This window comes from Vreelandella nanhaiensis (genome assembly GCF_003990185.1).
GTDB classification, from domain to species: Bacteria; Pseudomonadota; Gammaproteobacteria; order Pseudomonadales; family Halomonadaceae; genus Vreelandella; species Vreelandella nanhaiensis.
In genome coordinates, this window is sequence record NZ_RZHF01000025.1 from 115,323 (window position 1) to 131,490 (window position 16,168).

Below are 16,168 nucleotides of genomic sequence, written 5' to 3' on the forward strand. Positions count from 1 at the left end.
CGCCTCAGGCGTAGGGGCTGGTTCGCCATGGTGGTAACGTCCACAGCATAATTCAGTCGGTAAACCAGTACCGCAGGGGCAACTTTTTTCCATTAGAGACATCATAGGGGGGCTCATATATCACGTTTACTTTGGCTTAACCGATAACCCTAAAGACTATCCTATATATGGACTAGGTTTTAGTTCGATATTGGCCCGATGTTAAGCGTATAGTGGCTGAGTAAGATTTTGACAAACGGAGTACGAAACACGACGCAATATTCTTTCCAAAAGCAGCGGAGGTTCTCATGAAGGTCTACAAACCGGAATGGCAGTGCACGTTTAGCGTAAACGAAGGCGCGGAAGAATCAGCTAACTGGAAAGAGCGAGTGGCCTGGCGGCTTCGCGCATTGGCTGACCGTTTAGACGGTGTCGGTCGAACGCTCAAGGTTCATTGCAACGTGACCCCCCAGGTAAGCCAAGAGGAAGTGGATACCTGCCTGGGCAAAGGGTTTGAAGTTACCCAACAGCTATTGACCCAGCTGGCGCATCAGCAGGCTTGTGAAGATGTAATGCGCAATGCCAAGGCCGATCTTTTTGAAGAGAACCACCAGCACTAGTTATCCGCACTAAACCCTAACATTCACTGTGAAGGAGGTTCCCACCCGTTAAGCGGGTGGGGCAACGGTTCGCTTCAAACGAAATTCTACTTTAAGCGCCCTGAAAAGGTTGTTCCAGCGCCTCCCCCATCCGGTTCAAAAAGGCTAAACACGCCTCAAGCTCGCTTTTTTCGATATATTCATCCGGTTGATGCGCCTGGGCGATGCTGCCCGGCCCCAGAATAATCGTTTGTAACCCCTGGCCTTGAAATTGCCCCGCCTCAGTGGCGTAGGCCACTGCGTGGTTGCAGCAGGCACCGGGCAGGTGATCTTTGGCCAAGCGCAGCACGGCGTGGTTATCTCGGTCGGCCAAGCCCGGCACCGTCACATTCAGCGGCTCGGTCACAATATCCACTTCCTTGCCACGAGCCTTTAGTTCGGCACTTAATGTTTTGGCATACGTTTCAAAACGGGCGAATACCCCTTCGAACGTCTCGGTGGGCAGATGGCGGATCTCCCATTCGAACTGGCACTCGCGTGCCATGATATTGATGGCCGTACCGCCCTTGATCTTGCCCACGTGCAGACTGGTGTGGGGTACGTTGAATGCCTCATCCACTTTCCCCTCTTCCACTAGCGCCACCATGGTATCTTCGATAAAGGTCACCAGACGGGCCGCCACATGGATCGCAGAGGTGCCCTGATTGACCTGACTGCTGTGCGCCTCGCGTCCGGTCACCGTGGTGCGCAGGTTGGTTGCGCCTTTCTGGGCCACGACGGGCTGCATGCTGGTCGGCTCGCCGACAATGACGTGAGCGGTGGTCGAGTAGTGCTCATAGAAACGCTGGATCAGCGCAGGCGCACCGACACAGCCAATCTCTTCATCATACGAAAAGCCGAAGTAGATAGGCTGTTGCAGCGGTGCCTTGACCCAGTCGGGCACCATGGCAAGCGCACAGGCGATAAAGCCTTTCATATCACAGGTGCCACGACCGTAAAGCTTGCCATCTCCATTATCAAAAAGGGTGAAAGGGTCGGTCGACCAAGGCTGGCCTTCCACTGGCACCACATCGGTATGGCCTGAAAGCATTACTCCACCCGGCGCGTCGGGGCCGATACGTGCAATTAGGTTCGCCTTGGTTCCGCACGGGCTCATGACCCGCTCCGAGGCGACACCGTAATCATCGAGATAGCTTTCGACAAACTCGATCAGCGCCAGATTGGAGCCTCGGGAAGTAGTATCGAAAGAGACCAGTTTAGTTAATAGCGCTATTGCGTCCGTCATACGCGTCTCGTTGGTTATGCACTTCGTCTAACCCTATCACCGGCTTTCCCGTACGCCTACTGCCAAAGTTGAACGTGGTCATACCCAGTTCACTTAGCGGTCATCAAAATGTCATCTACACTAACTAGTGTTCAGTGCACCCAAGAACCTTAACAAACGCACTGTGCCACCTGGCGATGCCAGGCGATAAGGAGCCTTTATGTCTCGTTTTACGTTACGCGCGTTATCTGCCGGTATCGCGGCGGCTACTCTGAGCATGTCCGCCCACGCTGCCACCGAGATCACCTGGTGGCACTCCATGGGTGGCGAACTTGGCGAGCGCTTAAGCGCCCTTGCCGAAGACTTTAACGCCTCTCAAGATGAATATCGTGTCACGCCCTCCTATCGGGGCGAATACGAACAGACCATGGTCAACACTATTGCCGCCTTCCGCGCAGGCGAGCAGCCCCACATTGTACAGATTTACGAAGTGGGTACCGGCACCATGATGGCCGCCCAAGGCGCCATCTACCCGGTTTATGAGCTGATGGAAGAGCATGGCAACAGTTTTGACCCGGCCGATTATCTGCCCGTGGTGACCGGCTACTACACCGACACCAATGGCAATATGCTCTCCATGCCGTTCAACTCGTCAACGCCGATTCTTTACTACAACAAGGACGTCTTCGAAGCCGCTGGCCTCGACCCGGAAACGCCGCCTACCACTTGGGAGGAAATGGGCGAGATGGGTCAGCAAATTGTCGATGAGGGCGCGGCGTCTTGCGGCTTCACCATGGCCTATGCGGCCAACTGGATCGGCCTGGAAAACTTCTCGGCACTGCACAACCAGCCGGTCGGCACTATGGAAAACGGCTTCGGCGGGCTTGAGACCGAATTCGCCTTTAACGGCGATGTGCAGGCGCGCTTCTGGGATCAGCTGAAAGAATGGAGCGACAGCGGCGTCTACAGCTACGCAGGCCCGGCGAACGGCCCCGATGCGGCGCCCTCGTTCTACTCCGGTGACTGCGCGATGTACATGAACTCGTCAGCGTCGCGGGCCGATGTATTGGCCAACTCTGACTTCGAAGTAGGCTTTGGCATGCTGCCCTACTATGACGACGTGGACGGTGCGCCGCAAAACTCGATTATCGGTGGCGCAACGCTTTGGGTGCTCGCCGGTCACGATGAAGACGAGTACACCGGCGTTGCCGAATTCCTCGAATATCTCTCCTTGCCAGAAGTTCAAGCCGAGTGGCACCAGGGCACCGGCTACCTGCCGATTACCACCGCCGCTTACGAGCTGAGCCAGGAGCAGGGTTACTACGACGAGAACCCGGGTGCGGATATTGCCATCGAACAGATCAACTTAAACGAGCCGACGGAGAACTCCAAAGGCCTGCGCTTTGGCAACTACCCCCAGGTGCGCATGGTTCTGGATGAAGAGTTCCAGGCCGTACTGGCAGGCACCAAGAGCGGTCAACAAGCGCTGGATGATGCGGCACGCCGCGGCAATCAGATCCTGCGCGACTTTGAATCGGCCAATAACTAAGCCCCTCTCGCTACTTGTAAAGGAGCCCCGGCTTTTATAGCCGGGGCTTGTTATAGGAGCCATCCCATACGCCCAGGTTATCTGGGCCTATGGGATGGCTTACTTCCGGCAGCTAACCGCGGCAGTCCAGCCGCACCAAGCGCCTGTAAGACAGGAAGTACCATGCAGACTAAACGTTCTACCTATCAAAACCGGTGGCTCCCCTTTTTGCTATTAGCGCCGCAGTTGGCGATTACGCTGGTATTTTTTATCTGGCCGGCGAGTCAGGCGGTCAAATCAAGCTTCGAGCGTACCGATGCATTCGGTTTCAAGACGACGTTTGTCGGCCTCGATAACTACGCGCGCATTCTGGCGGACCCCAGCTATCTGAATGCACTGGGGCGTACCGCGATTTTCGCCGTCTCGGTCACCGCGCTATCCATGGGTCTAGCACTTTTACTGGCCATTTGCGTTAACCGCGTACTGCGCAGCGCCAAGTTCTACACCACGCTCTTGGTATGGCCCTACGCCGTCGCCCCGGTCGTTGCGGGGGTGCTGTGGTGGTTTCTGTTCAACCCGACCATTGGCCTTCTGCCGCATCTACTCGACTGGTTCGGCATCAACTGGAACCACCGCGTCTCGGGTACCCAGGCGATGATTCTGATCACCATTGCCGCTGCCTGGAAACAGATCTCCTACAACTTTCTGTTTTTCCTCGCCGGGCTTCAATCGGTGCCGCAGTCATTGATGGAGGCGGCGGCCATAGATGGTGCGGGCCCCTTCAAGCGCTTCTGGACCATCGTGCTTCCTCTTTTATCGCCCACCACCTTCTTCCTGCTGATCATCAACATTAACTACGTGATGTTCGACACCTTCGGAGTGATCGATGCCACCACCGGCGGCGGGCCTGGGCAAGCCACCATGACTCTGGTGTACAAGGTTTACACCGACGGTGTGGCGGGGCTGAACATTGGCTCCTCATCCGCCCAATCGGTCATGTTGATGGGCATCGTGATTATTTTGACCTTTATCCAGTTCCGATACGTGGAACGCCGGGTCAACTACTAGCACTTGAAAGCTATTCACTTGGTTGAGTATGAACATGGCTGGATATAAACATGGTTGAAAACAGACCTTTTTTAAATATTCTGACCCACCTGGTGCTGATCGCAGGCGTGCTAGTGGTGGCGTTCCCGGTGTACGTGGCATTTATCGCTTCCACCCACGAACCCAGCGCCTTCGTGCGTGGGGTGCTGCCGTTGCTCCCTGGCGACAACATGCTTGAATCCTACGGGCAGATGCTCAGTTCCGGTTGGCAAGTGGGCGGCACGCCGCCGGTCTGGCTGATGCTGGGTAACTCACTGATCATGGCGCTGACAATTGCCGTCGGTAAGATCGCCATTTCGATTCTCTCCGCTTTTGCGATTGTCTATTTCCGCTTCCCGTTTCGCATGCTGGCGTTCTGGGTCATTTTCATCACCCTGATGCTCCCGGTCGAAGTTCGCATCATCCCCACCTACGCCGTCGTGGCAAACCTGGGCATGCTCAACTCCTATGCGGGGCTAACCCTTCCGCTGATTGCCTCAGCGACTGCGACCTTTTTGTTCCGCCAGTTTTTTATGACCGTACCGGAAGAGTTAATGGAAGCAAGCCGGGTCGATGGTGCCGGCCCCATGAAATTTTTCCGCGATATTTTGCTGCCCATCTCGATCACCAATATCGCCGCACTTTTCGTGATCATGTTCATTTACGGCTGGGTGCAGTACCTATGGCCGCTTCTGGTCACCACAGAGGAAGACTTCTACACCATCGTGTTGGGTATCAAGCGCCTGATGGCCTCGTCCGACCGGGTGCCTGCCTGGAACCTCATCATGGCAACCGTCACGCTTGCCATGCTGCCCCCGGTGTTGGTAGTGCTGTTTATGCAGCGACTGTTTGTGAAGGGCCTGACCGAGACGGAGAAATAAGATGGCCAGTATTACCTTGGAAGGGCTTAGAAAAACCTACGCAGGCAACGTGCAGGCGGTTAAAGGCATCGACCTTGCGATTGAAGACGGTGAGTTTGTGGTGCTGGTGGGCCCTTCGGGCTGCGGTAAATCCACACTGTTACGCATGGTGGCCGGGCTTGAAACGATTACCGACGGTACGCTCAAGATTGGCGATCGGGTGGTCAATAAGCTCGAACCTGCCGAGCGCGATATCGCTATGGTGTTCCAGAACTATGCGCTCTACCCGCATATGACGGTGTACAACAACCTCGCTTACGGGCTCAAAAACCGCGGCTTTAAAAAACCCGAGATCGAAGAGCGTGTGCGCAAAGCGGCGAAGATGCTCGAAATTGAGGAGTATTTAGAGCGTAAGCCGCGCAAGCTCTCCGGCGGTCAGCGCCAGCGGGTGGCTATGGGCCGGGCATTGGTACGCGAACCCGCGGCCTTCTTGTTCGACGAGCCGCTCTCTAATCTGGATGCCAAGCTACGCGTGCAGATGCGCGTGGAGATCAAGCAGCTTCAGCGCCGCTTGAAGACCACCAGCCTCTATGTAACCCACGACCAGTTAGAGGCGATGACCCTAGGCGACCGCTTGGTGGTGCTTAGCGCCGGAAAAATCGAGCAGGTGGGCACGCCCATGGAGATCTACTCCCGCCCCGCATCAATGTTTGTGGCGGGCTTTATTGGCTCGCCCGCCATGAACATGGTGCCGCTTGAATACCTGCAAACGCGTGGTACCCATGACCTGCTAAGCGACCTTCCTCCCAACACCGATACGGTAGGCATTCGCCCAGACGATATGCGTCTGGCACCGCCAAATACTCCACACCTGGTGGTCGAATCGACGCTTGAGCTTTTTGAAGCCGCCGGCGCCGAGAGCCATCTTTACGTGCGACTCGCCGACAGCGACCAACCCACCGTGATTCGGGTAAGCGGCCAACCGCCGGTCAAGGAGGGAGAAACACTGCGCTTTTTTGTCACCCGCGAAGCGCTCCACCCCTTTAACAGCACTACGGGACAACGAACTAACGCTCCCTAACTAAGCCGAACTTGCTCAACAGGGTGGTGTAATAAACGCTATTACTCACCCTCAAGGTCCGCTATTAGTGCCTTCATTTCTGCGATCTCTTCGCGCTGAGTCTCGATAATCGTATCGGCGAGTTCGCGTACGCGGGGGTCTGAAATCTGGGCGCGTTCACTGGTCAGAATGGCGATGGAGTGGTGCGGAATCATCGCCTTCATGTAGGAGACGTCATCTACCGTCTGCTGGCTGCGCACCAGCCACAGCGCTCCGGCAAATATTGAGATGCTGCCCACAAAAATGGCTATATTCACGCCTTTTTTAGAGTACATATCAAGCATGAAACCCAGCATGACAACTGTCATTGTGGCACCCATGACGATTGCCATGTAGGTACGGGTTTCACTAAAAGTAACATGGTCTAGCTGGTAAGTGTTCAGGTACATCAATACCAGCATTATCACAGTGGCCGTCACAATCATCGCGCCAAAGCGTATATACATTTTCATCGTATTCCTCCTTGAATCAACCAACGAAGTTACGAGTGTAGATACTGATCCGTTATCCTGCCGGATGGCAACGCTGGAAACGCTTTTTATGCTAGCGTCATATTCGTGCTCTGGCACCCTGGCAGTAAAGGTAGCGCACTGGTGTTGCTATCTAACGCTCCGTGGTCAAACCGTTATTTTCGCTACACTGATGTGATTGCGACCTCAGCATATGCCAGCAGGCTGCTTTGCTCTTTCTGGAGGTTTGCGCACAATTAAAAGGGCCGCCAATTCCTGACGGTTGGTGGCCCCTTTTCACTGACGTTAACACTTAATCGCGGCGAGCCTGATCGACAATCCGCCCTTCAACCGGGTAGGTCACCTCGCCCAGCGACACCATATAGTCGCGCAGCATCTCCCAATCGGTATTGCCGACAATGGTACTGCGCCCATCGTTATAGGCGGCTTCCAGCGCTGAATGACTATCGCCGCCAGCGGCAGTGAAGTTATTGGTGGCGATGGTGTAGGTGCGTTCAAGCGCGATGTCTTGAAGCGTGCCGTCTTCTATCACTTTAAGGCTCACCACCCGCTCGCCGGCAGGCTGACGGCTGTCATAGACCACTTCAGTGCCGCGCGATACCTGCAAAAAGGCGCCGCTTTCAATCGGCACATTTGCCAGCGCGATCTCAAAGGTTTCCAGAAGCTCGGCGCCCGTTACTTCCATCAGCGTGAGGCGATTGCCAAAGGGTTGCACCGCGATCAACTCGCCCACGGTGACATCGCCTACCGGGATAGGCCCACGAATGCCGCCACCATTTTGCAATGCCAGCACAGTTTGAGGGTCGACTCGGCGGGCAGCGTTGAGCTGCCCGTCGGCAATCAGGTTACCCAGTGCCGTTTCATCAGCGCGCACGCTTTGCTCATCACCGTTGCCATGGCGTGGATTGGGCAGGGTTGAAACTACCCGAGCACCTATTAGCGTATCGCGCACCTCCTCGATTTTCGCCGTAAACGGCGCCAACAGGGCGGCAGCGTCGGCGTCCGGCTCGCGCTCCTCGGTGGCGAGCAGTTCACCGTTGGCTTCCAGCACATTGCTGTTATCATCGAACGTTACCTGCATGACGCCCAGGTACTGCCCGTACTCGCCTGCCTGACCGATCACGGTGGGCGCTATCGGCTCGCCCCGGTCGTTTTCGGTCAGCATTACAGGTGTTTGCAAGCGAGTATGGCTGTGCCCGCCGATGATCACGTCCACCCCTTCCACGTGCTGGGCGAGTAGCAAGTCGTTGCCCATACTCGGGTCGCTGTCGTAGCCCAGATGAGTAAGGGCCACGATCTTGTCGATACCCTGCGCTTCAAATTCAGCCACCATCGCCTCGGCCGCTTCCCGGTAATCGCCAATCATAACGTTGCCGGGGCTGGAGATGGTGTCACTGCTTGGCGTGCTCAAGCCGAAGATGCCGATTCGCTGCCCTTCATGTTCGACGACGATACCGTCGTAGAGGTGGCCGGGCTGGGGTTCGGCGCTGATCGATTCGCCCAGCTGATCGGCAAACTCAGGTGGCGTGGAAAAGTCCAGATTGGCGCCGAGGATAGGAAAATCAGCCGCGGCAAAAAAAGCGGCAAGGGCTTGATGACCCTTTTCCGGATTGCCCAGATCAAACTCATGATTGCCGGGCACGAAAGCGTCGTACCCCATCAGGTTCATGAATTTGATGGCGTCCTGCCCCTGGTATTCGGTGAAATAGAGCGTACCCGAGAAGATATCTCCGGCATCCAACAGCAGGCCGTCACCGAATCGCTCGCGCGCCTCGGCCAAAGTGGTGATGAGCTGGGGATAGTGGTCGGTACGTCCATGTAGATCATTGGTATGGAAAATGGTCAGCGTATAGGGCGCGGCATATGCCGATGTGGTGAGCAGCCCCGTCGCTATCCCTAGCGCAATACCGTGAGGAATAAAACGCATCAGCATGGTTCCTTTTATACAGTGTTATAACAAAACAATAGCGTGCCCTAAAAGCCTGACAAATTGGTGACGGCAGTAAGCAGACTGGATAGCGCTAAATGCTCAAGCAGTCGTGTCATGAGATCGAGATAAGACCGCCATCTGCACTACACCTAAGTGTCATCAAGGGCTGCCACTCTATGGGGCGATCATTCCATGCCAGACAAGCTACTGCTGTGTTGCCTCTGGCATCTCCTCTCTAGGGAAGCTCATATGCACAACTCACTCCTCGCGCTTGCACTCACCACTGCCGCAACGCTAGCTACCACCACGACTGCCTACGCCAATGACGATTTAAGCGGCATCTGTCCTAGCCCGCTGCGCATGGCCGACACGGGTATTGAAGGCATGGGACCGCTGGCAGAAGCGTTTGGCCCCTTCGCTGATGCATTCGAGGAAACGACCGGTCTTGAACTTAAGATGTTTAGCCTAAGCAACCGTACAGCGGCGGGTACGGCACTTCAGTATGACGATGTGGATCTGGTATTTGCCGGACCTTCCGAGTTCGTGCTGTTCGACCGCGAAAGCGATATTGAAATTCTGTTTGCCATCGAGCGCCCGCACTATGGAAGCAGCTTTTACGTGCCCGCAGAAAGTGATATCGAATCTCTTGAAGATTTAGCAGGTCACCGCGTAGCACTAAAAGATGTTGGCTCTACCAGCGGGCATATTTTCCCAAGCCAGATGCTGGTGGATGCCGGATTGGATATTAACCGGGACCTAGAAATTATCATGGCGGGCGATGCACGTATTGCCGCCCTGGTTAATGGCGATGTCGACGCCATGGGCGGCGGCAACCGTGACATTGATGAGATTCAGGCAATGGATCCTGGCGGCGAATACCGTGTTATCGCCACCAGCGACGTACTGCCTGGCGACCCGGTAATCATGCGGGGCTCTTTGGATGAAGCTTGTAAAACAGCACTGCGTGACACGCTAAGTGACAATGCCGATACGCTGTGGAGTGCACTGATAGCCACGGAACGTAACGAAGGAAAATTCTTAAACCGAGATTCATCACTGGGCTTTGACCGCACCAATGAAGATTACGACGTAGTGCGTCAAGCGTACGAAGCCGCAGGCATTCCTCTTTAACAAGTAGTTACCCAATACGCACAGGGACGTGCCGTTTAAAGGTTTCGACATGATGGTCTATGACACCCTCCTCCTGGCCGCAATACAGGAGGTTTTTGTATGAATGCGATAACGATTACTGAATTGCATAAATACTACGCAACGCTTCATGTACTGCGCGGCTTAAATCTCAGTGTTACCCAAGGCGAATGCGTTATTTTGTTGGGCGCCAATGGATGCGGTAAATCGACATTAATGCGCTGTCTCAACGGCTTGGCACCTCATGATCAAGGCTCTATCCACATCCTTGGCGAACCGCTAACGCGCTTATCGCCAGCCAAACTGCGCAGGCTGCGCCAGAAAATAGGTGTTGTGTTCCAGCAGTTCAATCTGGTGCAAAACGTGAGCGTTTTCCAAAACGTTTTATATGGTGCACTCGGTCAGCAGCGCTTAGGGCTTCTTACCAGTCTTTCCTGTTTCGCCAGCAATGAGCTGCGTGAGCGGGCCATGGCGGCGCTTGAGCGAGTAGGGTTGGCGCATAAAGCACAGGCTGACTGTCGGGCACTTTCGGGAGGCCAGCAGCAGCGCGTGGCTATCGCCAGAACGCTTATGCAGGATGCCGAAATTATTATTGCAGATGAGCCTGTTGCCAGCCTTGATCCTAAAGCCGGCCGTGAAATCATGGACTTATTGCTGGATGTCGTAACGGAGCGAGGCATGACGGTGCTCTGCACTTTGCATCAGCTTGAACTCGCCCAGCAGTATGGTGACCGCATTGTGGGGATGAAAGCGGGAAGAATTGTCCTGGACGTGCCACGTCAACAGGTCGCCATGGACGATATGCAGCACCTGTATCAAGGCGAGACCCGCGTCGATCAACCACCGCTGTCCACTACTCCCCGTTTAACGCCCGCCACCCACTAGCCGCCGAGAGCAGCCCATGTCTACCAATCACCCCCTTGAGACGGCATTACCGCCCCGATTTAGACGACCCTCACTATTTACCTGCGCTATTGTTTTGGTTTTTTTAGCCCTGTTTATTCAAGGCGCTATGGCAACCAATGTCACGCTTGAACGCTTGCTGCGCGGAATCGTTAATCTGGGACATTTTTTGGGTCGCGCCTTTCCTCCAGATCTCAGCAATCTGGATGTATTGGCATGGTCTATGTTCGAGACACTGAACATTGCCATTGTGGGCGTGACCATTGGGATAATACTTAGCCTGCCGTTTGCCTTACTGGCAGCACGCAATACCGCACCCACACCTTGGGTTCGCACCATAACGCGATTTATAGTGTCTACCATGCGCACCATTCCGGATTTGATCTGGGCACTTATTTTCGTGGTTGCCGTTGGCTTGGGCCCAATGGCTGGCGTGCTGGCGATCATCATGGATACCATTGGTTTTGCAGCGCGCTTTTTCTCGGAACGTATCGAAGAAGTCCATCCCGGCCCTTCTGAAGCGCTCAGCGCCACCGGCGCGGGCAAGCTTTCGGTAATCGGCGGGGCGATCCTGCCTGAAACATTAGCCTCCATGACGGCTACCAGCTTGTATAGCGTCGAAAAGGCCCTGCGCTCAGCAGTTACTTTAGGCCTGGTCGGGGCTGGCGGTATCGGTGTTGAGCTGGCCGCCGCCATGCGGCTTTTCAATTTTGACCGCGCATTGACTATTATTTTGCTCATCCTGGTGGTCGTGATCGGTTTTGAGCAGCTGTCATCGCAAATTCGCAAGCGTGTTATTTAATTGGCAGGGCATGCACTGCCCTCGCCGTTTTATAGAAGAAGGCTTTACACGACGCTACCACGGCAACGATTCCCCATTGCTATGCCAAAAGCCGCCGCTATTTTCCTGCGTCAGCGTTTTGATACATGCAGCAATGCCCGTGGCGGCTTCCTGAGGGCTGATCATCCCGCCAAAATTAACCATGCGTGTTTTTACATAGCCTGGGTGTATTTGCGCCACGGCAATACCTCGTGGTTTAAGATCCATTGCCAGGGATTTCCCAAAAGCGTTCAACGCCGCCTTGGATGCACGATAGCCATAGCGGCCGCCGGAGTCGTTATCGGCAATCGACCCCATGCGACTGGTGATGTTGGCAATCTTGCTGCCGTCCTGCATCAACGGCAGCAGTGCCTCACAAACCCGCAAAGGTGCATAGGCATTGATTTCCATTTGTTCACGAATGCTGTCGAAATCAAGATGACCTAACGATTCATCGCGCAAGAGACCCGCGTTATTGATTAATAAATCCAGTTTTTGACTATCAAGCGCTTGTACCAAACGCTCAACATCCTCGGGCTTGGTCACATCGATACCTTCAATAACACGGTCAGCCACCCGCTTAAGCTCTTCTGATGATTGGCGGCAAACGCCAATTACCTGCCAATCTTCATCTCTATAGTGTGCCGCCAGTGCTAATCCGACTCCTCGGTTGGCGCCGGTAATAAGTACGGTTTGTTGTTTCACTGTCTTTTCCACGTTGTCTTCTCCAAGCGATATGGGGGTAGATAAAGCCATACTGGCTATAAACGTAGCGTGCTGGCTTTAAAAGAGAAACGCAAAACCCGCACTTAACTTAGGTTTAAAACCCAGACTTAAGCTTTTACAAGCTTAAGTCGCTTAACTACCTTTGAAGCAAGGCGTTAAAACCCGCAAAGAGGAGCCTGCGACAGGAAAAACAAGGGGCCCATGGAGGAGTACCCGTATGAACCGACCGTGCACAATTAAATTTGATGATAAAGAATTAACCGGTAACGCCGATGAGCCGTTGATTGATTTTCTGGAAAGCCATGGCATTTCTTTACCTAGCGTCTGCTACCACCCTTCTCTAGGCGCTATTGAAACGTGCGATACCTGCTGGGTCGAGGTTAACGGCGAAATGAAACGTGGCTGTACGCTGCGTACCGAAGAAGGCCTTAATATTTCTAGCCGTAGCACCCAGGCTACGGCGGCTCGCCATGAAGGCATGGACAGGTTGCTCGCCAAGCACGAGCTTTATTGCACTGTTTGCGAGAATAACAACGGCGATTGCCGTGTGCATAACACGCTGGTAGAGATGGATATCCCCATTCAGCGTTATGAATTCCAGCCCAAGCCTCACCCCAAAGATACCTCCAGCCCGTTTTATACCTATGACCCGGACCAGTGCATTCTGTGCGGTCAGTGCGTGGAAGCGTGCCAGAACGTCGAGGTCAACGAGACGTTAAGCATTGATTACGCCAGTGAAAATCCGCGCGTACTGTGGGATGGCGGCAAAGAGATCAACGACTCAAGCTGCGTTCACTGTGGCCACTGTGTCACGGTTTGTCCGTGCAATGCGCTGCAGGAAAACAGCATGTACGGCCAGACAGGCCCTCTGACCGCTCTGCCCTGGTCGCTTAAACGCCCCATGATCGAAGTGGTCAAAGAGATCGAAAACACCACCAGCGCCAAACCCATCACCGGCATTTCTGAGCTGGATGCCGCTTGGCGCCAACCGGGTATTAAGCGTACTAAAACGGTATGCACCTACTGCGGGGTGGGTTGCTCGTTTGAGATGTGGACCCAGGATCGCAAAATCCTCAAGGTTCAACCTACGCCAGAAGCCCCCGCTAACGGCATTTCCACCTGCATCAAGGGCAAATTTGCTTGGGATTTCGTTAACAGCAAAAAACGCCTCACGACACCGCTGATTCGGGAAAATGGCCGATTCCGTGAAGCTAGTTGGGATGAAGCGCTGGACTTAGTGGCCCGCCGATTGATGGATGTACGCGATACCCACGGCCCACAGAGCATTGGCTTTATTGGTTCCAGTAAAGCCAGTAACGAAGAGGCTTACCTGACGCAAAAGATTGCCCGGCTGATTATTGGCACCAATAGCGTGGATAACTCATCCCGTTATTGTCAAAACCCGGCGACCAAAGGGCTTTTCCGCACGGTGGGTTATGGTGGCGATGCCGGTACTATTAAGGATATAGAACAAGCTGAAGTGGTGGTACTGGTAGGCAGCAATACCGCCGAAAACCATCCGGTAATTGCCTCACGTATCAAGTCATCACAGAAGCTGCACGGCCAAAAGCTGGTAGTGTTCGACCCCCGCAAGCATGAAATGGCTGAGCGCGCGAACATCTTTCTACGCCCTAATGCCAGCACCGATTTAATTTGGGCCTCGGCCCTATCGCGCTATATGTTCGATAACGACTTGGCCGACTATGAATTCCTCGAGCGCTGGGTCAATAACGTCGATGAATACCGTGAATCACTGGCCCCGTTTACCCTTGATTTTGCCGAACAGAAAACCGGCATTCCCAAGCAGCAGCTGGTTGAGGCCGCCGAGTTAATCGGCAGGGCAAAAAGTGTGTGCCTGTTATGGGCCATGGGGATTACTCAGCACAGCCACGGCTCGGATACCAGCACCGCGCTCTCCAATCTGCTGTTGGTGACGGGCAACTACGGCAAACCGGGTACCGGCGGCTACCCCATGCGAGGCCACAATAACGTGCAGGGTGCTAGCGACTTTGGCTGCTTACGCAACATGTACCCAGGCTATGAAAAGGTCACCGACGAAGACGCCCGCAGGCGCTGGGCCAAAGGTTGGGGTGTTGATCCAAGCCAACTTTCCTTAAATGAGGGCTGGGGCAACTTTCTGATGGTCCAGGCAGCGTCTGAAGACGAACTCAAAGCTATGTACATCATCGGCGAAGAGACAGCTTTTTCTGATGCCAACACCCATAACGTCCATTCCGCATTTGAAAGCCTCGACTTTATGGTAGTACAGGATCTCTTCTTGAGCCGTACCGCTGAGTTTGCCGATGTGGTGCTCCCCGCCTGTCCCAGCGTCGAGAAAGAGGGCACGTTTGTGAATACCGAGCGGCGTATCCAGCGCTTTTACCAGGTGCTGGAACCGTTAGGCGACAGCCGCCCCGACTGGCGTATTCTGACGGATCTTGCCGCGCGTATGGGCCACGACTGGGGTTACACCCACCCCTCCGAGATCATGGCAGAGTGTGCGGCTATATCACCACTGTTCGCCGGAGTCAGCTATGAGCGCCTGGAAGGTTGGAAGTCGCTGCTCTGGCCGGTTGCCGAAGACGGTACCGACACGCCACTGCTGTATACCGATGGGTTCCCCACCGAAGATGGCAAGGCCAATTTGTTTGTTCTTGAGTGGCAAGAGCCTGCTGAAGCCGCTGATGATGAATACGATTTCATGTTGGATAACGGCCGTTTGCTGGAGCACTTTCAAGGCTCCAACCAAACTGGGCGGTCTCAGGGCATCTGGGACCAGGTACCCGGCAGTTTTGTAGAAGTAAGTCCGGAGCTCGCGGCCGAGCGCAACATTCAAGACGGCACCTGGGTGCGCATCACCTCGCGCCGGGATAGCCATGAATTCCCAGCCTTGGTTACCGACCGCGTCGCTGGTAAGACGCTCTACCTGCCGATTCACTTTGGCAAGCCTGGAGTTAATGGGTTAACCGGTGAACACACCGACCCGGTTGTTCATACGCCTGCCTACAAGGAAACGGCCGTTAAGCTTGAGGTACTGGATAAACGCACCGAGCCGCCGCTTCCCAGCACCAACTACCGTTTTGGAAAACGCACGCCCAATGCAGGCGTCGCCGTCGAGGTGAAGTGGGCCAACGAGGATTATACGTTGCCGCCTGCCCAGCAAACCAATCCGAGGAAAATGTAATGGCCGAACGAATTGCCCACGACGTGACGCCGCCCAAAATCGGTCCGGATGCTCAAGAAGAGCTCGATAGGCTTGTGCAAACGCTCCATGAACACGGCGTGCTTCGATTTGCCAACGATGTGGTGGCTTCCAATCATGAGCTATTGCGTATTCTTGTTGGGGGATTAAATAAACCAGGCACGCTTAATGCCATCCAGAACCTTTCAGTGATCGCCATGACACTCTCGACGCTGCCGCCGGAACGTTTTTATCAAGTGATGTTTGCACTCAAAGAAGGAATTGAACAGGTCGGCAACCACCGCCATGACGAAGCGGAGGGCCATTCCTATAAGAGTAGGAGCAAAGGGAAATATCAAGAGAAGGACAGCGCCCCCGGCATCACCGGCATTTATCGTCTGCTCCATGACGACGAGCTGTGGTATGCCATCCAACCGGTTCTGGCGGGTCTGCGCGCTTTCTCCGAGCGGCTCGACAGGCCTGTAGACAAGCCGGTGACGGATTTCACCGGCAAACCTACCGAAGGCCCGTGAGAATGGTGAATCAAATCAGC

The 16,168-nt window shown here is 54.6% G+C and carries 14 protein-coding genes; 10 read left to right on the top strand and 4 right to left on the bottom strand.

Features of this window, described 5'->3' with window-relative positions; all coding sequences use genetic code 11:
- Positions 1 to 287 precede the first annotated feature (287 nt).
- Positions 288 to 599 (top strand): hypothetical protein, encoded by a 312-nt coding sequence (locus ELY38_RS15820; RefSeq protein ID WP_127063187.1) that lies wholly within the window; start codon positions 288 to 290, stop codon positions 597 to 599.
- A 91-nt stretch (positions 600 to 690) separates the two neighbouring features.
- Here the strand turns inward: ELY38_RS15820 and argE are convergent, their stop codons facing one another.
- Positions 691 to 1,863, bottom strand: a complete 1,173-nt coding sequence (gene argE, locus ELY38_RS15825) for an acetylornithine deacetylase (RefSeq protein WP_127063188.1) — start codon at positions 1,861 to 1,863, stop codon at positions 691 to 693.
- A gap of 199 nt (positions 1,864 to 2,062) precedes the next feature.
- Here argE and ugpB point away from each other — a divergent pair, with 199 nt between their 5' ends.
- The 4 genes from ugpB to ELY38_RS15845 all read left to right on the top strand — a co-directional run bounded on the left by ugpB (position 2,063) and on the right by ELY38_RS15845 (position 6,397).
- A complete protein-coding gene (gene ugpB, locus ELY38_RS15830; RefSeq protein WP_127063189.1) occupies positions 2,063 to 3,391 on the top strand; it encodes a sn-glycerol-3-phosphate ABC transporter substrate-binding protein UgpB in 1,329 nt (442 codons plus the stop codon).
- A 162-nt stretch (positions 3,392 to 3,553) separates the two neighbouring features.
- On the top strand, positions 3,554 to 4,438 hold the full coding sequence (gene ugpA, locus ELY38_RS15835; protein ID WP_127063190.1) for a sn-glycerol-3-phosphate ABC transporter permease UgpA: 885 nt from the start codon (positions 3,554 to 3,556) through the stop codon (positions 4,436 to 4,438).
- A 50-nt stretch (positions 4,439 to 4,488) separates the two neighbouring features.
- Positions 4,489 to 5,337 carry a sn-glycerol-3-phosphate ABC transporter permease UgpE gene (ugpE, locus tag ELY38_RS15840; protein WP_127063191.1) on the top strand — a complete coding sequence of 283 codons (849 nt, stop codon included), beginning with the start codon at positions 4,489 to 4,491 and terminating at the stop codon, positions 5,335 to 5,337.
- A gap of 1 nt (position 5,338) precedes the next feature.
- On the top strand, positions 5,339 to 6,397 hold the full coding sequence (locus tag ELY38_RS15845; protein ID WP_127063192.1) for a sn-glycerol-3-phosphate import ATP-binding protein UgpC: 1,059 nt from the start codon (positions 5,339 to 5,341) through the stop codon (positions 6,395 to 6,397).
- A gap of 41 nt (positions 6,398 to 6,438) precedes the next feature.
- Here the strand turns inward: ELY38_RS15845 and ELY38_RS15850 are convergent, their stop codons facing one another.
- On the bottom strand, positions 6,439 to 6,888 hold the full coding sequence (locus tag ELY38_RS15850; protein ID WP_127063193.1) for a DUF305 domain-containing protein: 450 nt from the start codon (positions 6,886 to 6,888) through the stop codon (positions 6,439 to 6,441).
- A 310-nt stretch (positions 6,889 to 7,198) separates the two neighbouring features.
- Complete coding sequence (locus ELY38_RS15855) at positions 7,199 to 8,839, bottom strand: bifunctional metallophosphatase/5'-nucleotidase (protein WP_246009167.1); 1,641 nt, start codon at positions 8,837 to 8,839, stop codon at positions 7,199 to 7,201.
- Positions 8,840 to 9,085: 246 nt separating this feature from the next.
- On the opposite strand from ELY38_RS15855, the gene phnD reads away from it, so the two are divergent.
- From phnD to phnE, 3 genes are all read left to right on the top strand, one after another.
- A complete protein-coding gene (gene phnD / locus ELY38_RS15860) occupies positions 9,086 to 9,967 on the top strand; it encodes a phosphate/phosphite/phosphonate ABC transporter substrate-binding protein (protein ID WP_127063194.1) in 882 nt (293 codons plus the stop codon).
- A 99-nt stretch (positions 9,968 to 10,066) separates the two neighbouring features.
- Positions 10,067 to 10,870 (top strand): phosphonate ABC transporter ATP-binding protein, encoded by an 804-nt coding sequence (gene phnC, locus ELY38_RS15865; protein WP_127063195.1) that lies wholly within the window; start codon positions 10,067 to 10,069, stop codon positions 10,868 to 10,870.
- Between the two features lie 16 nt (positions 10,871 to 10,886).
- Positions 10,887 to 11,690, top strand: a complete 804-nt coding sequence (gene phnE, locus ELY38_RS15870) for a phosphonate ABC transporter, permease protein PhnE (RefSeq protein WP_127063196.1) — start codon at positions 10,887 to 10,889, stop codon at positions 11,688 to 11,690.
- A gap of 54 nt (positions 11,691 to 11,744) precedes the next feature.
- Here the strand turns inward: phnE and ELY38_RS15875 are convergent, their stop codons facing one another.
- Complete coding sequence (locus ELY38_RS15875) at positions 11,745 to 12,413, bottom strand: SDR family oxidoreductase (RefSeq protein ID WP_422822344.1); 669 nt, start codon at positions 12,411 to 12,413, stop codon at positions 11,745 to 11,747.
- Positions 12,414 to 12,651: 238 nt separating this feature from the next.
- Between ELY38_RS15875 and fdhF the strand changes: the two genes are divergently transcribed.
- Together fdhF and ELY38_RS15885 are read left to right on the top strand one after the other, a co-directional pair.
- Entirely contained in the window at positions 12,652 to 15,618 is a 2,967-nt protein-coding gene (gene fdhF, locus ELY38_RS15880; RefSeq protein ID WP_127063198.1) for a formate dehydrogenase subunit alpha, read from the top strand.
- Positions 15,618 to 16,148, top strand: coding sequence for a helical membrane plugin domain-containing protein (locus ELY38_RS15885; RefSeq protein WP_127063199.1), 531 nt, complete (start codon positions 15,618 to 15,620; stop codon positions 16,146 to 16,148). Before fdhF ends, ELY38_RS15885 begins: the two co-directional genes overlap by 1 nt.
- Positions 16,149 to 16,168: the final 20 nt, after the last annotated feature.